The sequence below is a fragment of the Sphingobium lactosutens genome (assembly GCF_013393185.1).
Taxonomy (GTDB): domain Bacteria; phylum Pseudomonadota; class Alphaproteobacteria; order Sphingomonadales; family Sphingomonadaceae; genus Sphingobium; species Sphingobium lactosutens_A.
On the sequence record NZ_QJQX01000075.1, the window covers coordinates 121,776 to 143,054 of the forward strand.

Here is a 21,279-nt window from a genome sequence, read left to right on the forward strand (position 1 = left end):
ACCCATTCTGAATTGAACTCGCGCGGCGCATTCGCCATGTGGGCGACCATGGCTGAACATGCACCTGCTACCGTCCATCTGGTCGGCGCCGGACCGGGCGACCCGGACCTGCTGACGCTCAAGGCCGCGCGCCTGATCGGCGGCGCGGACGTGATCGTGCATGACGGGCTGGTGTCGGACGCCATCCTTGCCCTCGCCTCTCCGCAAGCCGAACGCATCTCCGTCGCCAAGCAGCGCAGCCGCCATTCCATGCCGCAGGAAGGGATCAACGCCCTCCTCGTCGACCTCGCCCGCGAAGGGCGCAGCGTCGTGCGGTTGAAGGGCGGCGATCCCTTCATCTTCGGTCGGGGCGGCGAAGAAGTCGACGCCTGCCGCGCCGCCGGCGTGCCGGTGGAGGTCGTGCCGGGCATCAGCGCCGCGATCGGCAGCGCAGCAGCCGCCCAGCTCCCCCTCACCCATCGCGAAGCGTCGAGCGCGGTTAGCTTCGTCGCCGGCCAGTGCAAGGGGCTGACCGATCAGGACTGGTCCGGCCTTGCGGGAAAAGGGCGCACGCTCGTCATCTATATGGGCGTCGCGACCGCCGCCGACATCGCCGACAAGCTGATCGCCGACGGCGTGTCGCCGGCGCTGCCGGTGGCGGTGCTGGAAAATGGCACGCGCGCCGACATGCGGACGCTGCGCACCCTGCTCGCCGATCTGGGCGACATGGTGGCGCGGGAACAGGTGGTCAGCCCGGCGCTGATCGTGGTCGGTGAAGTCGCCGCCCATGCGCTGGCGCAGGACAGCCTGATCGCCTATCGCGACATGGTACAGACTATGGAAGGTTCGGCAACGACCGGATCTAACGGGAAAAGGGTAGAATGAAGATACTGACGGGCAATGACCTGGTGAGCGGCGACGTCATCTGGTGGGCGGGCGACGGCTGGTCGCGGCAGGTCGGCGACAGCGTCGATGTCGGCGACCATGGCGAAGACCTCGCCCGCACCGAGGAAGCCGCGCTGCGCGTCGTGGGCGCTTATGTGATCGATGCGACCGTGACCGACGAAGGCGTCCGCCCGGCCCATATCAAGGACCGCATCCGCGCGCTCGGCCCGACGGTGCGCCCCGACCTCAATCTCAAACCGAATGATGCCGACGCCGGCAACTGGGTGATCTGACCATGTATCGCTATGACAGCTACGACCAGTCCATCGTCGACGCGCGTGTCGAGGAATTTCGCGATCAGGTGCAGCGCCGCCTGACCGGCGCTCTCACCGAGGACCAGTTCAAGCCGCTGCGGCTGATGAACGGCCTCTATCTCCAGCTGCACGCCTATATGCTGCGCGTCGCCATTCCCTATGGCACGCTCAGCGGCAAGCAGATGCGCAAGCTGGGCGAGATCGCGGCCAAGTATGACAAGGGCTATGGCCACTTCACCACGCGCCAGAACCTGCAATATAACTGGATCAAGTTGGCCGATGCGCCCGACATCCTCGCCGAACTGGCGACGGTGGAGATGCACGCCATCCAGACCAGCGGCAATTGCATCCGCAATATCTCGTCCGACCAATATGCGGGCGTCAGCGCCGACGAGGTGGCGGACCCCCGCCCCTGGGCCGAGTTGCTGCGTCAATGGTCCAGCTTCCACCCGGAATTCACCTATCTGCCGCGCAAGTTCAAGATTTGCGTGATCGCCAGCGACGATGATCGCGCGGCGATGAAGCTGCACGATATCGGCCTGAAACTGGTGTCCAAGGACGGCGTCATCGGCGCCGAAGTCTATGCCGGTGGTGGCATGGGCCGCACCCCGATGGTCGCGCCGCAGATCCGCGACTTCGTACCGGAGGAGGAGATCGTCTCCTATCTGGAGGCGTGCCTACGCGTCTACAATCGCTACGGCCGCCGCGACAACAAGTATAAGGCGCGCATCAAGATCCTGGTCCACGAGATCGGCGTCGAGGAATATAAGCGCCAGGTCGAGGAAGAGTTCGCCCATATGCGCGAACTGGGCCTCAACCCGCCCACGGAAGAACTGGACCGCATCCGCGCCTTCTTCGCCGCGCCCGCCTATGAAACCGGCCTTTCCGAAGCGATCGACCGCGCCGATCCGGCCTTTGCGCTCTGGGTCGACCGTCAGGTCGCGGCGCACAAGGCGCCGGGCTATGCGATCGTCAATATCAGCCTGAAACCGCTGACCGGCATCCCCGGCGACGCTTCGGCGGAACAGATCGAACTGGTCGCGACGCTGGCCGAGCAATACAGCCTCGACGAACTGCGCGTGACCCATGCGCAGAATCTCGTCCTGCCGCATGTCAGGAAGGCGGACCTCTACGCCATCTGGCAGAAGCTGGACGAAGCGGGGCTGGCCGAAGCCAATCTCGACCTCATCACCGACATCATCGCCTGCCCCGGCCTGGACTATTGCGCGCTCGCCAATGCCCGCTCGATCCCGCTGGCGCAGAAGATCGCGCAGCGCTTCGCCGATGCAGAGCGTCAGACGGAACTGGGCGAACTGAAGCTGAAGATCAGCGGTTGCATCAACGCCTGCGGCCACCATCATGCCGGCCATATCGGCATCCTTGGCGTGGACCGTAAGGGCGTCGAGAATTTCCAGCTGCTGCTCGGCGGATCGGGCGCGGAGGATGCGTCACTCGGCCAGATCACCGGCCCCGGCTTCTCCGAGGACGGCGTGGTCGACGCGATCGAGAAGGTCACGGACATCTATCTGGCGGAACGCACCGACGGGGAGCGTTTCCTCGACACCTATCGCCGCATCGGCATGAAGCCCTTCAAGGAGGCGATCTATGGTTGAGTTCCTGTCCTTCCGCGATGGCGAAGCCACGCAGGAACCCGCCGTCACGGTCGAATCCTTCACCGGCCAGTCCAACTCGACTGCGGTGCGGATCGAAGCGGGCGAGGATGCGCGCGAATTGCTGCCCTATCTCGACCGGCTCTCGCTGGTCGAGGTGAACTTCCCGGCCTATGGCGACGGGCGCGGCTACTCCGCCGCCCGCATCCTGCGGGAATCGGGCTATCAGGGCGAATTGCGCGCCGTGGGCGACGTGCTGGTCGACCAGATCAATGCCATGCGCCGCTGCGGCTTCGACAGTTTCCACCCCGCCAAGCCGCTGGATGACGCCGCCGTGGAGCGTGCGCTCAACCGCTATGCCGACGTCTATCAGAAGACGATCGATGGCCGCCAGCCCGTCTGGGCGAAACGGCATCCGGAGAAAATTGATGGCTGAACCTGCCCGCCAGATCCCAGAGCGGCTAATAGATGTGATCGACGCCCGCCCCGCCTTTAACCAGGGGCAAGCCGACGCGCTCAACGCGCGGTTCGAGGGCGTCGATACGCTGACCATGCTCAAGACCGTGTTTGCGGAAGGCCTCGCCGGCAATGTCGCCGTCGTTTCCTCCTTCGGCACGGAAAGCGCGGTGCTGCTCGATCTGGTGGCGAAGGCGGACCGGAACGTCCCCGTCATCTTCGTCGATACGCTCAAGATGTTCGCCGAAACGCTCAACTATCGCGACACGCTCATCGCGCGCATGGGCTTTACCGACAGCCGCACCGTCGCGCCGATCGCGGATGTGATCGCGAAGAAGGACGAGACGGGCCTGCGCTGGTCTTACGACCCGGACGGCTGCTGCGAAATCCGCAAGGTCGAACCGATGAAGCGCGCCAAGGATGGCCTGGACGCCTGGATTTCGGGCCGCAAGGCGTTCCAGTCGGTGACGCGCCAGAACCTGCCCCGCTTTGAGGTGGAAGACGGCCGGCTGAAGCTCAACCCGCTGGGCGACTGGACCAAGACCGATCTGGAAGCCTATTTCGACCGCGAGAACCTGCCCCGCCATCCGCTGGAGGCGCAGGGCTATCTGTCGATCGGTTGCGAACCCTGCACGTCCAAGGTGCTGCCTGGCGAAGACCCGCGCGCAGGCCGCTGGCGCGGCTGGGACAAGGTGGAATGCGGCATCCATTCGCCTGTCTCGCCGATCCCGGCGCCAGTCGCCGATCCGGAAGATCCGGCGAACATGCCGGTGTTCTGAGGCTAGATATTAGCTGGTTCGGAAGAAGGTCGCCATTGGCGGCCTTTTTCTTTGTCGACCTCACCTGCTTCAAATCTCCAAACGGAGATTGACGTATCTCGCCTTGATGACGGCTGCCTTACCCAGCCGCCTTCACAATCTTCGCCCATGCCTCTTCGGTTATGACTTCGATGCCGAGCGCTGTGGCCTGCTTGAGCTTAGTGCCCGCGCCCGGCCCGGCCACGACCAGATCGGTCTTGGCACTGACCGATCCCGCCGCCTTCGCGCCCAGCCGTTCGGCCTGCGCCTTGGCCTCATCACGGCTCATCGTTTCGAGCTTGCCGGTAAAGACCACGATCTTGCCCGTCACCGCGCTGGCGGTGGTTTCCACGACATAGTCGGGCGGCGTCACCTCGGACAGAAGATCGTCCCACGCCTCCATATTATGCGGTTCGTGGAAGAAATCCGCGAGCGCATGACCGACCGCCGCGCCGACATTCTCGACCCCGATATGTTCGGCGATCGCCTTGTCGCGCTTGGCCTGCGTTTCCGCCGGATCAGCGGCGTCACGCAGGGCGATGATCTCCTGCGCCAGCGCGCGAACGCCCGGCAGCGTCGTGTACCGCTTGAGCAGATCGCGCGCCGTCACCGCACCGACATGGCGGATGCCAAGGCCAAAAAGCAGGCGCGCGGCGTCGGGCTGGCGCTTGGCCTCGATCGCGGCGAGGAGGTTGTCCACCGACTTCTCCTTCCATCCCTCGCGGCCCAGCAACTCCGACCCGTGCTTCTTCAACCGGAAGATATCGGCGGGCTCCTTGATCCAGCCAAGGTCGAGAAATTCCTGGATCGTCTTTTCGCCCAGCCCCTCGATATCCAGCGCCGCACGGCTGACGAAATGGCGCAGCCGCTCGAAGCGCTGGGCCGGGCAGATCAGGCCGCCGGTGCAGCGGAAATCGACCTCTTCCTCCTCGCGCACGGCTTCGGACTGGCAGACCGGACAATGGGTCGGGAAGTGGAAGGGTTCGCGCGCCTCCTCGCGGGTCAGGTTATCGACCACCTGCGGGATGACGTCGCCCGCACGCTGGACGACGATGCGGTCGCCGGGGCGGACGCCCAGCCGCGCAATCTCGTCGGCATTGTGCAGCGTCACGTTGGAGACGACCACGCCGCCCACGGTCACGGGGGTCAGGCGGCCAACCGGGGTCAGCTTGCCGGTGCGCCCGACCTGAATGTCGATCGCTTCCAATGTCGTCTGCGCACGCTCGGCGGGGAATTTATGCGCGATCGCCCAGCGCGGCGCCTTCGCCACGAAGCCCAACCGCTGCTGCCAGTCGAGCCGGTCGACCTTGTAGACCACGCCGTCGATATCGAAGGGCAGGTCGGCGCGCGCCGCCTCGATCCCGCGATAATGGGCGATGAGGGCGTCGAGACTATCGACGCAGGCGAGCATGTCCGATACCGGCAGCCCCCAGCCCGCAATCGCCTGCATCACGCCCAGTTGCGTCTCGGCGGGCAGCGCGCTGTGGGCGCCCCAGCCATGGGCGAGGAAGCGCAGCGGGCGGCTGGCGGTGACGGCGGCGTCCTTCTGCCGCAGCGATCCGGCGGCGGCGTTGCGGGGATTGGCGAATTGGCGGGCTTTTTCCGGGTCGTCGGCCTCGGCCAGCAGACGCTGGTTGAGCGCGACGAAATCGCCCTTGGCCATATAGACCTCGCCGCGGACTTCGAACAGGTCGGGGATGGCGGGGCCGGTCAGCCGCTGGGGAATGTCGGCGATGGTGCGGACATTGGCGGTGACGTCCTCGCCGGTAGCGCCGTCGCCACGGGTCGCGGCCAGCACCAGTTCGCCCTGCTCATAGCGCAGCGAACAGGACAGACCGTCAATCTTCGGCTCAGCGGTGAGCGCCAGCGGTTCGGCCTCGGGCAGCGCCAGAAAGCGGCGCACGCGGGCGAGAAATTCGGCAATGTCCTCATCGGAAAAGCCATTGTCGAGGCTCATCATGCGAACCGCGTGCGGCACTTTCTTCAGTGCCGAAGTGGCAGCAGCGCCGACCTGCGCATTGGGCGAATCGGCGCGGATCAGCTGCGGGAAGGCGGCTTCGAGCGCGTTATTCTCGCGGATCAGCGCGTCATAGTCCGCGTCGCTGATCTCCGGCGCATCCTGGTCATGATAGAGCCGGTTATGCCGTGCGACCTCCTTGGCAAGGCGCATCAGGCGGTTGGCGGCTTCGGCTTCGGTGAGGGTCGCGGGATCGATCATGGGGATGCTTTAGCGAACAGCTTGTCGTCCACAAAGACCGCTATTGTCCTGCGGAGCGCGGCAGGTCGATTTTAACAGCGTGCGTCTGGATAGGGGCGCATAAAATGGCCAAGGCTCCGGCAAAACTTGCCACTGCCCAGAGATATTGCCGCTTTCTGGCGTCAACGAATGCGCGAACCAGCAAGACTAGTGCTGCGAACAACAGAGCGATCACCCAAAACCAAGTCATTTCCATTGTCATACCCCCGCTACCGGCACCGTCTCGAAATGCTGGGGGAAGCCCGCGATGATCGGCTTCGCCTTGGCGATGGCGGCGCGGACGGCGGGGAGTTTGAGCGAGGCGGCGTGGCTTTCGCGGCTGTCCCAGACTTCGGTGATCCAGATCGCGTCGGGATTGGCGGTGTCGAGCGCCACGATATAGGACAGGCAGCCCGGCATCGCGCCGGTCGCTGCCCTGAGATAGCCGACCAGTTCGTCGCGCTTGCCGGGTGCGCTGAGCATCTGGCCGATCAGGCCATAGCGCGGCTTTGCCTCCTGCGCGGCTGCGGGAATGGTGGTGCTGGCGATCGCGGCGGCGGCGAGGCCGAGCATGTCCCTGCGGTTATGGGTCATATAGCTTGTCCTCTACCTCCACTATCCGTTCGCTTCGAGCGAAGGAGAATTAAACCCGCTCCAGCAACCGCTCCGCCTGCGCCCGCGCTTCCGCCGTGATCTCCGCGCCCGACAGCATCCGCGCGATTTCCTCGCGGCGTTCGCTATCGTCCAGCGCGTGGACGCCGGTGCGCGTCACCGTACCATCCGAAGACTTGGCGATCAGCATATGGCCTGCCCCGCGCGCCGCGACCTGCGGGCTGTGGGTGACGACGAGGATCTGGTTGCTCTGCGCCAGCCGCGCCAGCCGCTCGCCGATCGCATCAGCCACAGCACCACCCACGCCCCGGTCGATCTCGTCGAAGATCAACGTATCCGCCCCGCCCCGCTCCGCCAGCGCGACCTTGAGCGCGAGGATGAAGCGCGACAATTCGCCGCCGGACGCGATCTTCGCCAGCGGCGCGAAAGGCGCGCCGGGGTTGGTCGAAATCTCGAACTCGACCCGGTCCATCCCCTGCGCGCTCCACTGGCCCTCGTCCAGCGGCGCGACCACGGTGCGGAAGCGCGCGGCGTCCAGCTTCAGCGGCGCGAGTTCCCCGGCGACCGCCGCATCGAGCCGTCCGGCGGCCAGCTGGCGCTCGGCCGACAGCGCCTGCGCGGCGGCGCGATAGGCGGCGGCCTTCGCCGCGACATCCTTTTCCAGCGCCACGATATGCTCCTCCCCGCCCTCGATCGCGGCGAGCCTCGCGGCCATCTCGTCGCGCAGCGCGGCAAGGTCGTCCGCTGCGACCTGATGCTTACGGGCCAGACCGCGCAGGTCGAACAGCCGCGTCTCGATCGCGTCGAGCCGGGCGGGATCGAAGCTCAGCGCCTCGGCGGCTTCGGCCAGACGATCCTCCGCTTCTCCCGCTTCCACAACGGCGCGGTCGAGCGCTTCGAGCACGGCGGTCAGCAGCGGCTCTTCCCCGGCGATCCGGTCGAGCCGCCGCGCAGCCTGACGCAACTGGGCAAGGCCGCCATCCGTTCCGGTCAGGCAGTCGCTGACGGCGGACAAATCGTCGGTCAGGCGCGCGCCCTTCTGCATGGTCGCGCGTTCCTCGGCCAGCGCCGCTTCCTCACCGGCTTCCGGCGCGAATTTGCGCAATTCCTCGACCGCATGAGTCAGATAATCGCGGTCGCGTGCGGCATTGTCGACGATGGTGCGGGCTTCGGCCAATGCACTCGTGGCGCTGCGCCAGCCGGCATGGGCGGCAGCGACCGCCTCCGCCTCGCAGCGGCCATAAGTGTCGAGCAGCGCCCGGTGGCCGCGCGGGTTGAGCAGGCCGCGATCGTCATGCTGGCCGTGAATCTCGACCAGCGATCCGCCCAGGTCGCGCAGCAGCGCCGCCGAACAGGGCTGGTCGTTGACGAAGGCGCGGCTGCCGCCATCGGCCTTCACCAGACGGCGGATCAGCAGCGGCTCGCCCGGCTCGATATCGATGCCATTCTCGACCAGCAGCGCGGTGGCGCGGTGGTCGGCAGCAGGCGGATCGAAGGTCGCGACCACGCTCGCCTGCGCCTCGCCATTGCGGACGAGGCCGGTGTCGGCGCGCGCGCCCAGCGCAAGGCCCAGCGAATCGAGCAGGATCGACTTGCCCGCGCCCGTCTCGCCGGTCAGCACGGACAGACCCGCGCCGAACTCCAGGTCCAGCGCCTCGATCAGCACGACATTGCGGATGGCGAGCGAGGTCAGCATGCCGTTCGTTCACGATCGTCATCCCAGCGAAGGCTGGGATCTCGTGCCGCTGGGGCGAACCCAGAGGCCTGAGACCCCGACCTGCACCGGGGTGACGATGTCAGGCCGTCAGGCCTTGCCGCCATGTTGCTGCATCAGCTTGTAGCTGCGCTCATACCATTTGGTGCCGGGATAGTTGCGGCCCAGCACGGCGGCGGCCTTCTGCGCTTCGGCGGGGATGCCGAGCGAGAGATAGGATTCGACCAGACGCTCCAGCGCTTCGGGCGTATGGGTCGTCGTCTGATACTTGTCGATCACGGTGCGGAAGCGCAGCGTGGCGGCGAGCCACTGGCCGCGGCGCTGGTAGAAGCGGCCAACCTCCATCTCCTTGCCGGCCAGGTGATCGTTCACCAGGTCGACCTTCAGCCGCGCGTCGGCGGCGTAGCGGGTGTCGGGATAGCGGCGGATCAGTTCGCCCAGCGCATCCATCGCCTGCTGCGTGATCTTCTGGTCGCGGGTGACGTCGGCAATCTGCTCATAATAGCAGAGCGCGATCAGATAATAGGCGTAGGGCGCGTCCTTGTTGCCGGTGTGGATCGACAGGAAGCGCTGCGAGGCCGCGATCGATTCCGGATAATCGCGGTTCATATAATAGCTGAACGCCGACATGAGCTGCGCGCGGCGCGCCCAGGGCGAATAGGGATGCTGGCGCTCCACCTCATCGAACAGGGCGGCGGCAAGCTTATACTGGCCGCGATCGAGCCGCGACTTGCCGCTATTGTAGAGGGTCGATACGTCGCGCGCGACATAGAGCGTATCGGCCTTGTTCTTCGATGTCGAACAACCCGACAGCAGGGCGGCCAGAAGGATCGCGGGCAGAACCGGGGCGGCGACCGCGCCGATGCGCGTCAGGTTTTTCGTCAGCATGGGGCGGGTCATAGCCGAGCCGGTGGCCGCCGCCAAGCGGCAGAATGCTGGGCCGTTCAACTCGCTGTCCGGAACGGCAGATCGAGCCTGGCGATCGCCCCGCGCGGGTCGCCCGGCTCCAGCACGAAGGAGCCGCCCAGCTGCGCCGCCAACGCATGGGCGATGCGCAGGCCCAAGGATTCGGCCTTGCTCGCATCGACATCCGCGGCCACGCCATATCCATCGTCCGCAATCCGCAGCCTGACGCCATCCCCCTCTTCCGCCAGCGCGATCTCGATCCGCCCGGCCCGGTCGGGCAGGCCATGTTCGATGGCGTTGCTGACCGCTTCGGCGACGACCAGCGCCAGCGGAATGACGGTATTGGCGTCCAGGGTTAGGCCGGCAGGCGCGACCACGCTCAGCCGGATATCCTGACGTCCGCTCGCATCCAGCACGTCGCGCGCGAGTTCGGTGAGGAATTCGCGCAGATTCTGCCCCTTGCCGGATGGATCGTAGAGCGCACGGCTGATGCGCCCGATCAGCGCCAGCCGTTCGGCGGCGTCGTCCAGCGCGCGGCGGGCGCCGTCATGGTCGATATGGCGGCGCTGAAGCGAGAGCATCGCGGCCGCCACCTGGAGATTGTTGGACACGCGATGCTGCAATTCGCGGAACAGAAGTTCGCGATTGTCCGCCAGGGTCCGGCTGCGCTCACGCTCGACCGCCACGGCGAAATTGGCGCTCTGCATGAAGTGGATCAGCAGGATGTCGACCACGACCACGGCCGAATAGAAAAGCATCGCCACGGCGACGGCCGGGTTCAGCACGAAGCCGAAAGGCGGCGGGATGAAGAAATACCAGGACAGAATGCCGCAGAGTATCGCGGAGAAAATGCCTGGCCGCACGCCGAAGAGGAAGGAGGAGAGGATGACGGCAGGAAAGAAGGTGACGAAGGGATAGCCGCTAGGCAGCAGCGGATCGGCCGCGAAGCGCAGCATCAGCGCCGCGGCGCAGAAGATCAGGCTCAACACATAGGCATAGACCGGCCGATCGAGCACGAGCGGCAGGCGTTCGACAAAGCGCTCGTTGCTCCTCTGCATCTCGATCCCCAGGATGGCGTTTTGTTACAGTAGCAGAACCTTATCGGGTCGCATTGATCGAAATCAGTCGCCGGATCGCTTTTGCGACGAAAAAAGGGGCACCCGGCGAAACCGGATGCCCCTTTCTATCCTGTTGATGCGACGCTGACCGGACCGATCAGTCCTGGGTCAGGAAGTCGGGCAGACCGGCGTTGGAGCCGTCGTCATCGCCGCCCTTGCCGCCTTCGCTGCGCGGGCCACGGTCACGGCGAGGGCCGCGATCGCCGCCCCGATCACCACCGCGACCGCCACGATCACCGCCGTCACGACGCGGGCCACGGCCACGGTCGCCCCGATCACCACGGTCGCCGCGATCTCCACGGGGTTCACGCGGTTCGCGGGCCGGACGGGTGTCTTCCAGTTCCTCGCCGGTTTCCTGATCGACGACGCGCATGGACAGGCGAACCTTGCCGCGCGGGTCGATTTCGAGAACCTTGACCTTCACTTCCTGGCCTTCCGACACGACGTCGGTCGGCTTTTCGACACGCTCATTCTTCATTTCGGACACGTGGACGAGACCGTCCTTGCCGCCCATGAAGTTCACGAACGCACCGAAGTCGACGATGTTGACGACCTTGCCGGTGTAGACTTTGCCGACTTCCGCTTCCTCGACGATGCCGAGGATCCACTTCTTGGCGGCCTCGATCTGGGCGATGTCGGACGAGCTGATCTTGATGATGCCCTCGTCGTCGATGTCGACCTTGGCGCCGGTTTCCGCGACGATCTCGCGGATGACCTTGCCGCCGGTGCCGATGACGTCGCGGATCTTCGATTTGTCGATCTGGATCGTCTCGATGCGCGGGGCGTGGGCCGACAGTTCAGTGCGGGTCGAGGACAGCGCCTTGCTCATCTCACCGAGAATGTGCGCGCGGCCTTCCTTGGCCTGACGCAGCGCGACTTCGAAGATTTCCTGCGTGATGCCGGCAACCTTGATGTCCATCTGCATGGTGGTGATGCCCGCTTCGGTACCGGCCACCTTGAAGTCCATGTCGCCCAGATGATCCTCGTCGCCCAGAATGTCGCTGAGGACAGCGAATTTGGAGCCTTCCAGGATCAGCCCCATGGCGATGCCCGACACCGGACGCTTCAGCGGAACGCCCGCGTCCATCATCGACAGCGAACCGCCACAGACCGTCGCCATCGAGGACGAGCCGTTGGACTCGGTGATGTCGGACAGGACGCGGATGGTGTAGGGGAACTCATCCTTGGTCGGCAGCACCGGGTGCAGGGCGCGCCATGCCAGCTTGCCATGACCGACTTCGCGACGGCCCGGCGCGCCGAAGCGGCCGACTTCACCGACCGAATAGGGCGGGAAGTTATAGTGCAGCATGAAGTTTTCATAATGAACGCCGGTCAGGCCGTCGATCATCTGCTCGGCGTCCTTGGTGCCCAGCGTGGTGGTGCAGATCGACTGCGTTTCACCACGGGTGAACAGCGCCGAACCATGGGTGCGCGGCAGGAAGCCCACCATCGCCTCGATCGGGCGGATCTGGGTGGTGGTGCGGCCGTCGATGCGCTTGCCGTCCTTCAGGATGGCGCCGCGCACGATTTCGGCTTCCAGCTTCTTGGTCAGCTTGATGCCGGCCATCACGGTCTGGGCGTCAAGGCCGTCTTCGGTGAACTGGGCCTTCGCCTTGGCGCGGGCTTCATTGAGCGCGTTGGAGCGGGCCGACTTGTCGGTCAGCTTGTAGGCGGCCGTGATGTCCTTGCCGATCAGCTTCTTCAGCTTCTTCTTCAGATCGTCCAGATTGTCGCCCTTGGCGATATCCCACGGATCCTTCGCGGCCTTTTCAGCGAGGTCGATGATCGCGTTGGCGACCTTCTTCGACGCTTCATGGGCGAACAGGACCGCGCCCAGCATGATGTCTTCCGACAATTCCTTGGCTTCGGATTCGACCATCATCACGGCGTTGCCGGTGGCGGCGACGACCAGGTCGAGTTCGCCGGTCTTCACTTCGTCAAGGCTCGGGTTCAGCTGATATTCGCCATCCTTGTAACCGACGCGGGCGGCGCCGATCGGACCCATGAAGGGCACGCCCGACAGGGTCAGCGCGGCCGACGCGGCGATCATCGCCACGATATCGGGCTCGCTCTCGCCATCGAACGACAGAACCTGCGCGATCACGTTGATTTCGTTATAGAAACCTTCGGGGAACAGCGGGCGGATCGGGCGGTCGATCAGGCGGGAAACCAGCGTTTCCTTTTCGGTCGCGCCGCGCTCACGCTTGAAGAAGCCACCCGGAATGCGACCGGCGGCCGAATATTTTTCCTGATAGTGGACGGTCAGCGGGAAGAAGTCCTGGCCTTCCTTCACCGACTTGGCGGCGGTCACGGCGCACAGCACCACGGTTTCGCCATAGGTCGCCAGCACGGCGGCGTCGGCCTGGCGTGCGATACGGCCGGTTTCGAGGGTCAGCGTCTTGCCGCCCAGCTCGATCGAAACTTTCTTTACATCGAACATAATATTTTCCTTCGCCCGCCTGGCCCTATTGCCGGGCGGGGCCTGTGGCGCGGGCTAGCCGGCCCGCTGCGGTGTCGGGGCATCGTGTGGCCCCTGATATGCAACAGGGCGCCGGATTGCGCCCCATTCCAGAATCGGAAACGGCCCCGAATGGGGCCGTCCCTTTGTAGCAGGCTTACTTACGCAGGCCCAGCTTGGCGATGAGGTCGTTATAGCGACCCACATCCTTCTTCTTCAGATAGTCCAGCAGCGAACGACGCTTGTTGACCAGCATCAGCAGGCCGCGACGGCTGTGGTTATCCTTGTGATGACCCTTGAAATGCTCGGTCAGGTTGGCGATGCGCTCCGAGAGGATCGCAACCTGGACTTCCGGCGAACCGGTGTCGCCTTCGACGCGGGCATGTTCCTTGATCAGCGCTTCCTTGCGCTCTGCAGTGATCGACATCGGCTTCCTTTCTGTATCTAGAGATTAAAGCCGCGCACCACCCGGATTTCCGGGCCACTGGCTTCGACCAGCGCGACGGGCGTGTCGCCCGCCATCGCCAGCATCAAGCCGGTATGCGGTTTCCCCACGAGCACCTTCCCCTGTCGGAGAGCCAGTGCTTCATCGGGAGAGACTGCGAGAGCCGGGATGTCGTCCAGCCCCGCCGTCAACGGCAGCATGCACTGCGCGATGCCGCCGCCCCTAGCAGCTTCGTCCAATTTGTCCAGTGAAATCGCGGCTTCCAGGGCGAACGGCCCGGCCTTGATCCGGCGCAACATCGTGACATGGCCGACCGTGCCGAGCGCCAGCGCAATGTCGCGGGCAAGCGAGCGGATATAGGTGCCCTTGGAAACATGGGCGGTCAGGGTGACGGAGGCGAGTGCTCCCCCTTCCTGCTCCTGCGCGCCGATCGTCAGCGCATGGATCGTCACCGACCGCAGTTTCATCTCGACCTCCTCCCCCTTGCGGGCGAGGTCATAGGCGCGTTGGCCGTCGATCAGGATGGCGCTGTAGGCGGGCGGCGCCTGCTCGATCGGGCCGGTAAAGCGGAGCAGGATCGCCTCCACTTGCCCCGGCGTCGGCCGATGATCGCTCTGCGCTATCGCCTTCCCCTCCAGATCCAGCGTATCGGTCTGGACACCGAAGCGGATCGTGAAATCATAAATCTTGTCGCTCTCGAGCATCCGCCCGGCGAGCTTGGTCGCCTCCCCGATCGCGATCGGCAGCACCCCGGTCGCCAGCGGATCGAGCGTGCCGCCATGGCCGACCTTCCACTTTTCCGTTCCGCCCAGCACTTCCCGCTGTATCCGCAGAGCGCGCTTCACCGCACTGACCGCCTGCGTCGAGCCAAGGCCATGGGGTTTGTCGAGGATGATCCAGCCGTGCATGGCGGCGCGCTCTATATCGCCTGCCCCGCCCTGTCAGCCCTTAATAGCCATGAGCGCGACGGACACACCTCCTTGTCGATCGGACATTTCACAACGGCCCGCGCCGCGCTATTCGTCACCCATGACGATCAAGCTCATCTGCCTCGATGCCGACGACACGCTCTGGCACAATATGCGCCATTTCAATGCGACCGAGGATGCGCTGCTCGACATGCTGCGCCCCTTTGCCGAGGCCGACGTCACGCGCGAGCGGCTGATCGCCTGCGAGACGCGCAATCTGTCGCTCTACGGCTATGGCGCCAAGGGCTTCACCCTGTCGATGATCGAGACGGCGGTGGAACTGGCTGGCGACAGCCTCTCGACGGCGATGATAGAGGGAATATTGGCGGCCGGTCGCGCCCTGCTCGCGCATCCGGTCGAGCTGTTCGACGGGGTTCAAAACACGCTGGAGACGCTGGAAAAGGTCGGCCCGCTGGTGCTGGTGACGAAGGGCGACCTGCTCCATCAGGAAAGCAAGCTGGCCGCCTCGGGCCTCGGCGACCTTTTCTCCGGCATCGAGATCGTCAGCGACAAGAAGGCGGACACCTTCCGCACCCTCTTCGCCCGCCACGGCATCGCCCCCGAAGAAGCAGTGATGGCCGGCGATTCGATGCGCTCGGACATCCTCCCGGCACTGGAAGCCGGGGCATGGGCCGCCTTCATCCCGCAGGAAGGCGCCTGGCACCATGAAAGCGCCAAGGCGCCGTCCGATCATCCGCACTTCACACAATTGGAGCGGCTGGCGGAGCTGCCGGACTGGATCGTTTCTATATCGTAATGATTAGTTCTCCACAGCCCGCGCCCGCCATTCATCCGCCAAGATCGAATAGATCACCGTGTCGCGGATATGGCCGGTCCAGGTGATGCGCTGCTGGCGCAGCACGCCCTCGCGCACTGCACCCAGCTTCTCCACCGCCTTTTGCGAGCGGATGTTCCGCTGGTCGATGCGGAATTCGATCCGGGTAAAGCCGCAGTCGATCGCCCGCCCGATCAGCAACGGCTTGATCCGGCCATTCAATCCCGTGCCGCGCACCGCCGGCGTCATGTAGGTGCCACCCAGTTCCAGCCAGTTGTCCGCCGGATTGAGGTGCAGATAGCCCGACATGCCCACTGCCACGCCATCAGCGCGGATCAGGAAGGGACAGCGATCCTGGTTGGCGATGGTCGCGTCGAAGACGGCGTCGAAATCCTCCGCCGCCCAGCGGCTTGGGAAAATCTCCCACACCGGATCGTCGATCGGACAGATGGCGCGGAGCGTTTCGCGATGCGCCTCGCGCAGTTGCTCCAGATACAGGCCGGGCGCGTCGATCGGCGCCAGCAATTGATCGATCCGGTTCATCCCTGCATCTGCTCCACGAAATGGCGGCGGCACAGCGCCACATAGCGATCATTGCCGCCAATCTCGGTCTGGTCGCCCTGCCGGATCGCCCTGCCCTGCGCATCGACGCGCAGGTTCATCGTCGCCTTGCGTCCGCATTCGCAGATCGTCTTGATCTCGCTGAGCGAGTCGGCCAGCCCCAGGAGTGCGGCGCTGCCGGGGAACAACTGCCCCTGGAAATCGGTGCGGATGCCGTAGCAAAGGACGGGGATGCCCAGCCGGTCGCAGACCCCGCCCAATTGCCACACTTGCGCCTCGGTCAGGAACTGCGCTTCGTCCACCAGCACGCAGGAAAGCGGCGTCGCCGCATGCTCCGCGGCAATGGCGGCGAGCATGTCGGTTTCGCTGTCGAACAGAGCGGCATGCGCCTCCAGCCCGATGCGCGACACGATCCGCCCCTGACCGTAGCGGTCATCCAGCGCTGCGGTCCAGAGCATCGTGTCCATGCCACGTTCGCGATAGTTGAAATCCGATTGCAGCAGCGTCGTCGATTTGCCCGCATTCATCGAGCTATAGTAGAAATAGAGCTTCGCCATCGCGCGGGATTAGCGGATTGTCGGCGCGACGCCAGCGAGGAAACGGACCAGCGCGTCGGCCAGCGCGATCCGCTTGTCGGAAAAACTGTGATCGGTCGGCCAGACCATCAGTCGCGTATCCGGGTTCGCACCCTGCGCATCGGCGGCCGCCTTGCGCGCCATGGCGCCGATGCCCCTTTCCGCGCCGATCATGGTCAGCGGCCGGCGGCCATAGCCGGCAAGCCGCCGCCCCAGATCGAACTTCGCGCCATCCGCCTTGATCTCGCCCGTCAGGCTTTCATAGGTCGCGCCATTGAGCGGTGGCAGGTCGCCCGCCACCTCGGCCTTCCAGCCCGCCTCCCCTTCCGCCGTGGCGAGCGCCGCCACGGTCTGCGCCGGATCCCAGGGATCAATCAGGAACAGCCCGGCGACGCGCGGTTCGGCGGCGGCGGCATCGGCGGCCATGAAGCCCCCCATGCTGTGCCCCGCCACCACGATCGCGCTGGTGTCGATACGATATCTGGCGACGGTCGAGGGTTGCTGGAGGAACTGGAGCGCGGTGAAGGCATCCTCCGACGCATTGCCGAAGGAGAAGGTGCCGGGACTGCCCCAGCTGCCGCGATAATGGAGCGTCAGCACATTCCACCCGGCCCGCCGCGCGGCCTGCGCCAGATCCAGATTCTGCTCATTGCCGGGAAAGCCATGGAGCAGCAGCAGCGTCGGATGGATGCCCGGCCCGGCGGGAGTATATATGACCGCGTTCATTGCCCCATCCTGCGCAGGGATGACGAAGGCGCTCATGCCCGCCTGGTAAGCGGCGTCGGGCTTGGGATCGGCGATGACGGCGGGATGGGTGGCGGGATCTTTTGCCTGGGCGGGTACGATCACCGCACAGGCCAGCATCATGGCGGACAGGAAACGCATCATCTCGGAACCTCGATTGCTACGGGCGGATCGGCCAGCTTGCGGAAAGCCTGTTCATCAAACGTCACGAACGCTTCAGCGCCGTTGGCGGCTAGGACATGGATGGCATCGGCAATGTCCGCGCCAGCGCGAAATTGCGCCACAGCCCATCGCGCGCCATCGGCTTGCTCCACTTCGACGTTCGGCAAGTCCATGATGTCGGACAGGATATCCGCCAGCGCCGATCGCTCCACCTTGTAACGGCTACCGAGCAGCCATGCGGTTTCCAACATCACGGTGAGGGGAATGAAGATGCCTTCGGCGATCAGGGCATCCGCGATCTCGGCCTGCCGAATATCGTCCCGGACCAAGGCCCGAGCCAGGATATTCGTATCGACCGCTTTCAACGATCGCTATCCTCGGCCGCTTTGCGCCAGCCTTCCGCGATCGTCTGGTTCATGTCCTCGATCGTCACGGGCGGCCCTTGATAATCGATACGCGCCCTGATTCCGGCCATGATCTCATCAAAGCTCCGGCCGGACTTCTTGTGCTGCGGTTTCAGCAGCACGCCGCCGCCCATGGCGACGACGTCCAGCACCTGCCCTGGCATAAGACCAAGCTGGTCGCGCACATCCTTGGGGATGACGACCTGACCTTTCGCCGACAGGGTGGTCTTGGCGTTCATGACGGTAAGATGCGTCTTACCGTCACCCAAGTCAATCCTCGCCCTCATCCTGCGCCAGGTCGCGCGCGACCTTGGGATCACGGAGCAGCTTGTCGATATGGCTACCCTCGTCGAAACTTTCGTCCGACAGGAACTTCAGCTTCGCCGCATATTTGAGGCGGATGCGGTGCGCCACCTCGCGCTGGAGATAGGCGGTGTTGGTGCGCAGCGCCTTGAGCACCGCTTCCTCATCCTGCCCCAGCAGCGACTTGATGAAGACCGTCGCGTGGCGCAGGTCGGGCGACATGCGCACTTCGGTGACACTGACGACATGCTTGGCCAGCACATCGTCATGCACATCGCCGCGCTGGAGAATTTCGGACAGGACATGGCGCACCTGCTCACCCACGCGAAGGAGGCGGACGGAGGGGCCTTCGGATTGCTGTTGAGCCATAATTAAAACTCCCCCCTCCCTTTTGGTCTCAGGAGGGGCACATGACCCTCCTGAGAGGGTCGGGGGTGGTTTGCGAGCGTAGCGGGCACTGCCGAATAACGAAAGGGTGGGTGTGATTGCTCACGCAATCGCACCCACCCCAAGCTCTTCTCCCGAAAGGGAAGATCGTCCGTCCTGGCTTACAGCGTGCGCTGGCGCTCTTCGACCTCGAACAGTTCGAGCGTGTCGCCGGCCTTGATGTCGTTCGTGTCCTGCAGGACCGCGCCGCACTCCATGCCTGCACGCACTTCGGACACGTCGTCCTTGAAGCGACGCAGCGACGCGATGTGGGTGCGCGAGACGATGACATCGTCGCGGGTGAGGCGCGCCGACAGACCCTTGCGGATGATGCCGTCGAGGACGAGCAGACCGGCCGCCTTGTCCTTCTTGCCCGCCGGGAACACCTGAAGCACCTCGGCACGACCAACGATCGTTTCGATGCGCTCGGGCGCCAGCTGGCCCGCCATTTCGCCGCGAACCTCTTCGAGCAGGTCGTAGATCACGTCATAATAGCGCAGCGAGATCTTCTCGCGCTCCGCCAGCTGACGCGCCTTGGCATTGGGACGGACGTTGAAGCCGATCAGCGGCGCGCGGCTGGCGGCGGCCAGCGTGACGTCGCTTTCGGTGATCGCGCCGACGCCCGAATGCAGGATGCGGACCTTGATCTCGTCGGTCGAGATACGGTTCAGCGCGGTCACGATCGCTTCGACCGACCCCTGCACGTCGCCCTTCACCACCACCGGATATTCGATGACGGTCGTGTTGAGCGCCGAGAACATATGCTCGAAGCTCGTCGGGGCGGCGGTGGTGCGCTTCTTGGTCGCCTGCTCCTGACGGTAAGCGGCGACTTCGCGGGCGCGGGCTTCATTTTCCACGACGGTGAGCTGGTCGCCTGCCATCGGAACGCCGGACAGACCCAGAACCTCGACCGGGGTCGAGGGACCGGCGGTCTTCACCTGCTGGCCCTTGTCGTTGATCATCGCGCGGACCTTGCCGCTTTCAGACCCTATAACGAAGGTGTCGCCGATCTTCAGCGTGCCCTTGCGGACAAGAACGGTCGCCACAGCGCCGCGGCCCTTGTCGAGCTGCGCCTCGATCACATTGCCTTCGGCGGCGCGATCGGGGTTGGCGGTCAGTTCCATGACTTCGGCCTGAAGCAGGATCTTCTCGATCAGTTCGTCGAGGCCGGTCTTCTTGAGCGCCGAAACCTCCACGTCCTGGACGTCGCCGCCCATATCCTCGACCACGATCTCCTCGCTCAGCAGGCGCTCGCGCACCTTCTGCGGATTGGCGTCGGGCTTGTCGCACTTGTTGATCGCGACGATCATCGGGACGCCGGCAGCCTTGGTGTGGTTGATCGCCTCGATAGTCTGCGGCATCAGGCCGTCATCGGCCGCCACCACCAGGATGACGATGTCGGTGACGTTGGCGCCGCGGGCTCGCATTTCCGAGAAGGCTTCGTGGCCCGGCGTGTCAAGGAAGGTGATGACATCACCGCCCTTGGTCGTCACCTGATAGGCGCCGATATGCTGGGTGATGCCGCCGCTTTCGCCGGCGACCACATCGGTCCCGCGCAGGGCGTCGAGCAGCGACGTCTTGCCATGGTCGACATGGCCCATGATGGTCACGACCGGCGCGCGGGGCTTCAGCGTTTCGAACGCATCAACCTCGCCTTCCATGCCGATTTCGACGTCGGCATCGGACACGCGCTGGATGCGGTGGCCGAATTCCTCGACCAGCAGCTCCGCCGTATCCTGGTCGATCGGCTGGTTGAGCGTGACGGCGGTGCCCATCTTGAACAGGGACTTGACCAAGTCCGCGCCCTTTTCGGCCATACGGTTGGCAAGTTCCTGCACCGTGATGCTTTCAGGCACGATCACGTCGCGGCTCTGCTTCTCGCGGGTCTTGGAACCACCCGAATAATGCGCGCGACGCTCCTTTTCACGGGCGCGCTTGAGGGCCGCGAGGCTGCGCGCGCGAGCGCTGTCGTCGTCGGCCAACGCCTTGGTCACGGTCAGCTTGCCGGCCTGACGACGATTATCCTCGCCCTTCTTGGCGCGGTCGGGCTTGGCCGGTTCGGGGCGCTTGACCGGCGCGACCGGCGTGAAGCGGCGCGGCGGCGGAATGGTGGCGGCGGTCGTCGCCGGCTTCTGCTCGGCGGGGGCAGCGGCAGGCGCAGCCGTTTCGGCAGGCGCCGCAGCGACGGGCGCAGCCTCTTCGACCGGCGCGGGCGCGGGCGTGGCGACAACGTCCTCGGCAGCCTTTACAGCGGCTTCGGTCTGACGCGTGGCATTGGCTTCCGCATTTTCAGCAGCGAGCCGATTTTCCTCGGCGCGGCGCTTTTCTTCCTCGATCGCGGCGAGTCGCTGCGCATCTTCGCGACGGCGCGCATCTTCCAGCGCGGTCATGCGGGCTTCCTCGGCCTCGCGCAGCAGCTTGGCCTGGAGTTCCTGACGCGACATCAGGCTCTGCGGCGGCGACTGGCGCACCGGGGCGGGCTGCGGCGCGCGCGCCTGCGGCTGTTGCGGCGGCGGAGCGGCAGGACGCGGCGCGGCCGGCGCGGGCGTCGGATCGACCTGGGGCGCAGCCGCAGGAGCGCCACCGGTCGTCTCACCGGGCTTGCCCAGGACGCGGCGCCGCTTCACCTCAACCACGACCGTATTCTTGCGGCCATGGCTGAACTGCTGCTGCACCTGGCCGGATTCGACGGTCCGCTTGATGCCCAGCGGCTTGCGGCCCAGAACCGGCTTGTCTTCCTTGCTGTCACTCATACGATCGAACTTAACCCTTCACTTCCGCTTCGGCCGGATAGGCCCGCCGACGCCCAATATTATGCTTACTCGGCCCGC

At 65.1% G+C, this 21,279-nt stretch carries 21 protein-coding genes; 6 read left to right on the forward strand and 15 right to left on the reverse strand.

Annotated elements, in window-relative coordinates; all coding sequences use genetic code 11:
* The first annotated feature begins 48 nt into the window (after positions 1 to 48).
* Genes cobA through DM806_RS21130 form a run of 5 tightly spaced genes read left to right on the forward strand, consistent with a single transcriptional unit; the run spans position 49 to position 4,023 of the window.
* A complete protein-coding gene (gene cobA, locus DM806_RS21110) occupies positions 49 to 864 on the forward strand; it encodes a uroporphyrinogen-III C-methyltransferase (RefSeq protein ID WP_179045124.1) in 816 nt (271 codons plus the stop codon).
* On the forward strand, positions 861 to 1,157 hold the full coding sequence (locus DM806_RS21115) for a DUF2849 domain-containing protein (RefSeq protein ID WP_179045125.1): 297 nt from the start codon (positions 861 to 863) through the stop codon (positions 1,155 to 1,157). Before cobA ends, DM806_RS21115 begins: the two co-directional genes overlap by 4 nt.
* A 2-nt stretch (positions 1,158 to 1,159) precedes the next feature.
* Positions 1,160 to 2,791, forward strand: coding sequence for a nitrite/sulfite reductase (locus DM806_RS21120; RefSeq protein WP_179045126.1), 1,632 nt, complete (start codon positions 1,160 to 1,162; stop codon positions 2,789 to 2,791).
* The gene (locus tag DM806_RS21125; RefSeq protein WP_179045127.1) at positions 2,784 to 3,224 is read left to right on the forward strand and encodes a DUF934 domain-containing protein; all 441 of its coding nucleotides are present in this window, start codon (positions 2,784 to 2,786) and stop codon (positions 3,222 to 3,224) included. Before DM806_RS21120 ends, DM806_RS21125 begins: the two co-directional genes overlap by 8 nt.
* Complete coding sequence (locus DM806_RS21130) at positions 3,217 to 4,023, forward strand: phosphoadenylyl-sulfate reductase (RefSeq protein ID WP_179045128.1); 807 nt, start codon at positions 3,217 to 3,219, stop codon at positions 4,021 to 4,023. Before DM806_RS21125 ends, DM806_RS21130 begins: the two co-directional genes overlap by 8 nt.
* Before the next feature lie 118 nt (positions 4,024 to 4,141).
* Here DM806_RS21130 and ligA read toward each other — a convergent pair whose 3' ends face one another.
* From ligA to truB, 8 genes are all read right to left on the reverse strand, one after another.
* Positions 4,142 to 6,259: an NAD-dependent DNA ligase LigA gene (gene ligA, locus DM806_RS21135; protein WP_179045129.1), complete on the reverse strand. Its 2,118-nt coding sequence runs from the start codon at positions 6,257 to 6,259 to the stop codon at positions 4,142 to 4,144.
* A 237-nt stretch (positions 6,260 to 6,496) separates the two neighbouring features.
* A complete protein-coding gene (locus tag DM806_RS21140) occupies positions 6,497 to 6,871 on the reverse strand; it encodes a putative quinol monooxygenase (protein WP_179045130.1) in 375 nt (124 codons plus the stop codon).
* A gap of 49 nt (positions 6,872 to 6,920) precedes the next feature.
* Positions 6,921 to 8,585 carry a DNA repair protein RecN gene (recN, locus tag DM806_RS21145; RefSeq protein ID WP_179045131.1) on the reverse strand — a complete coding sequence of 555 codons (1,665 nt, stop codon included), beginning with the start codon at positions 8,583 to 8,585 and terminating at the stop codon, positions 6,921 to 6,923.
* A 108-nt stretch (positions 8,586 to 8,693) separates the two neighbouring features.
* Positions 8,694 to 9,491, reverse strand: a complete 798-nt coding sequence (locus tag DM806_RS21150) for an outer membrane protein assembly factor BamD (protein WP_179045132.1) — start codon at positions 9,489 to 9,491, stop codon at positions 8,694 to 8,696.
* Between the two features lie 56 nt (positions 9,492 to 9,547).
* The gene (locus DM806_RS21155; RefSeq protein ID WP_179045133.1) at positions 9,548 to 10,567 is read right to left on the reverse strand and encodes a sensor histidine kinase; all 1,020 of its coding nucleotides are present in this window, start codon (positions 10,565 to 10,567) and stop codon (positions 9,548 to 9,550) included.
* A gap of 157 nt (positions 10,568 to 10,724) precedes the next feature.
* On the reverse strand, positions 10,725 to 13,067 hold the full coding sequence (pnp, locus tag DM806_RS21160; RefSeq protein WP_179045134.1) for a polyribonucleotide nucleotidyltransferase: 2,343 nt from the start codon (positions 13,065 to 13,067) through the stop codon (positions 10,725 to 10,727).
* A gap of 175 nt (positions 13,068 to 13,242) precedes the next feature.
* Positions 13,243 to 13,512 carry a 30S ribosomal protein S15 gene (gene rpsO / locus DM806_RS21165; protein ID WP_179045135.1) on the reverse strand — a complete coding sequence of 90 codons (270 nt, stop codon included), beginning with the start codon at positions 13,510 to 13,512 and terminating at the stop codon, positions 13,243 to 13,245.
* A gap of 17 nt (positions 13,513 to 13,529) precedes the next feature.
* The gene (truB, locus tag DM806_RS21170; protein WP_179045136.1) at positions 13,530 to 14,438 is read right to left on the reverse strand and encodes a tRNA pseudouridine(55) synthase TruB; all 909 of its coding nucleotides are present in this window, start codon (positions 14,436 to 14,438) and stop codon (positions 13,530 to 13,532) included.
* Between the two features lie 121 nt (positions 14,439 to 14,559).
* Between truB and DM806_RS21175 the strand changes: the two genes are divergently transcribed.
* Positions 14,560 to 15,255, forward strand: a complete 696-nt coding sequence (locus DM806_RS21175) for an HAD family hydrolase (protein WP_179045137.1) — start codon at positions 14,560 to 14,562, stop codon at positions 15,253 to 15,255.
* A 3-nt stretch (positions 15,256 to 15,258) separates the two neighbouring features.
* On the opposite strand, the gene DM806_RS21180 is transcribed toward DM806_RS21175, so the two are convergent.
* The 7 genes from DM806_RS21180 to infB form a co-directional block, all read right to left on the reverse strand.
* The gene (locus tag DM806_RS21180; RefSeq protein ID WP_179045138.1) at positions 15,259 to 15,816 is read right to left on the reverse strand and encodes a GNAT family N-acetyltransferase; all 558 of its coding nucleotides are present in this window, start codon (positions 15,814 to 15,816) and stop codon (positions 15,259 to 15,261) included.
* A complete protein-coding gene (locus DM806_RS21185) occupies positions 15,813 to 16,391 on the reverse strand; it encodes a thymidine kinase (RefSeq protein ID WP_179045139.1) in 579 nt (192 codons plus the stop codon). Before DM806_RS21185 ends, DM806_RS21180 begins: the two co-directional genes overlap by 4 nt.
* Before the next feature lie 9 nt (positions 16,392 to 16,400).
* The gene (locus tag DM806_RS21190) at positions 16,401 to 17,276 is read right to left on the reverse strand and encodes an alpha/beta hydrolase family protein (RefSeq protein WP_372859693.1); all 876 of its coding nucleotides are present in this window, start codon (positions 17,274 to 17,276) and stop codon (positions 16,401 to 16,403) included.
* Between the two features lie 17 nt (positions 17,277 to 17,293).
* On the reverse strand, positions 17,294 to 17,680 hold the full coding sequence (locus DM806_RS21195) for a type II toxin-antitoxin system VapC family toxin (protein WP_179045140.1): 387 nt from the start codon (positions 17,678 to 17,680) through the stop codon (positions 17,294 to 17,296).
* The gene (locus tag DM806_RS21200; RefSeq protein WP_256869421.1) at positions 17,677 to 17,988 is read right to left on the reverse strand and encodes an AbrB/MazE/SpoVT family DNA-binding domain-containing protein; all 312 of its coding nucleotides are present in this window, start codon (positions 17,986 to 17,988) and stop codon (positions 17,677 to 17,679) included. The genes DM806_RS21195 and DM806_RS21200 overlap by 4 nt, the downstream gene beginning before the upstream one ends.
* A gap of 1 nt (position 17,989) precedes the next feature.
* On the reverse strand, positions 17,990 to 18,391 hold the full coding sequence (gene rbfA / locus DM806_RS21205) for a 30S ribosome-binding factor RbfA (protein WP_179045141.1): 402 nt from the start codon (positions 18,389 to 18,391) through the stop codon (positions 17,990 to 17,992).
* 179 nt (positions 18,392 to 18,570) lie between these two features.
* The gene (gene infB / locus DM806_RS21210) at positions 18,571 to 21,201 is read right to left on the reverse strand and encodes a translation initiation factor IF-2 (protein ID WP_179045142.1); all 2,631 of its coding nucleotides are present in this window, start codon (positions 21,199 to 21,201) and stop codon (positions 18,571 to 18,573) included.
* Positions 21,202 to 21,279: the final 78 nt, after the last annotated feature.

What these genes read in the sequence shown, in the direction of transcription:
- cobA (WP_179045124.1), top strand. Translation starts at nt 49, where the DNA reads ATGGCTGAACATGCACCTGCTACCGTCCATCTGGTCGGCGCCGGACCG.
- DM806_RS21115 (WP_179045125.1), top strand. Translation starts at nt 861, where the DNA reads ATGAAGATACTGACGGGCAATGACCTGGTGAGCGGCGACGTCATCTGG.
- DM806_RS21120 (WP_179045126.1), top strand. Translation starts at nt 1,160, where the DNA reads ATGTATCGCTATGACAGCTACGACCAGTCCATCGTCGACGCGCGTGTC.
- DM806_RS21125 (WP_179045127.1), top strand. Translation starts at nt 2,784, where the DNA reads ATGGTTGAGTTCCTGTCCTTCCGCGATGGCGAAGCCACGCAGGAACCC.
- DM806_RS21130 (WP_179045128.1), top strand. Translation starts at nt 3,217, where the DNA reads ATGGCTGAACCTGCCCGCCAGATCCCAGAGCGGCTAATAGATGTGATC.
- ligA (WP_179045129.1), bottom strand. Translation starts at nt 6,259, where the DNA reads ATGATCGATCCCGCGACCCTCACCGAAGCCGAAGCCGCCAACCGCCTG.
- DM806_RS21140 (WP_179045130.1), bottom strand. Translation starts at nt 6,871, where the DNA reads ATGACCCATAACCGCAGGGACATGCTCGGCCTCGCCGCCGCCGCGATC.
- recN (WP_179045131.1), bottom strand. Translation starts at nt 8,585, where the DNA reads ATGCTGACCTCGCTCGCCATCCGCAATGTCGTGCTGATCGAGGCGCTG.
- DM806_RS21150 (WP_179045132.1), bottom strand. Translation starts at nt 9,491, where the DNA reads ATGCTGACGAAAAACCTGACGCGCATCGGCGCGGTCGCCGCCCCGGTT.
- DM806_RS21155 (WP_179045133.1), bottom strand. Translation starts at nt 10,567, where the DNA reads ATGCAGAGGAGCAACGAGCGCTTTGTCGAACGCCTGCCGCTCGTGCTC.
- pnp (WP_179045134.1), bottom strand. Translation starts at nt 13,067, where the DNA reads ATGTTCGATGTAAAGAAAGTTTCGATCGAGCTGGGCGGCAAGACGCTG.
- rpsO (WP_179045135.1), bottom strand. Translation starts at nt 13,512, where the DNA reads ATGTCGATCACTGCAGAGCGCAAGGAAGCGCTGATCAAGGAACATGCC.
- truB (WP_179045136.1), bottom strand. Translation starts at nt 14,438, where the DNA reads ATGCACGGCTGGATCATCCTCGACAAACCCCATGGCCTTGGCTCGACG.
- DM806_RS21175 (WP_179045137.1), top strand. Translation starts at nt 14,560, where the DNA reads ATGACGATCAAGCTCATCTGCCTCGATGCCGACGACACGCTCTGGCAC.
- DM806_RS21180 (WP_179045138.1), bottom strand. Translation starts at nt 15,816, where the DNA reads ATGAACCGGATCGATCAATTGCTGGCGCCGATCGACGCGCCCGGCCTG.
- DM806_RS21185 (WP_179045139.1), bottom strand. Translation starts at nt 16,391, where the DNA reads ATGGCGAAGCTCTATTTCTACTATAGCTCGATGAATGCGGGCAAATCG.
- DM806_RS21190 (WP_372859693.1), bottom strand. Translation starts at nt 17,276, where the DNA reads ATGATGCTGGCCTGTGCGGTGATCGTACCCGCCCAGGCAAAAGATCCC.
- rbfA (WP_179045141.1), bottom strand. Translation starts at nt 18,391, where the DNA reads ATGGCTCAACAGCAATCCGAAGGCCCCTCCGTCCGCCTCCTTCGCGTG.
- infB (WP_179045142.1), bottom strand. Translation starts at nt 21,201, where the DNA reads ATGAGTGACAGCAAGGAAGACAAGCCGGTTCTGGGCCGCAAGCCGCTG.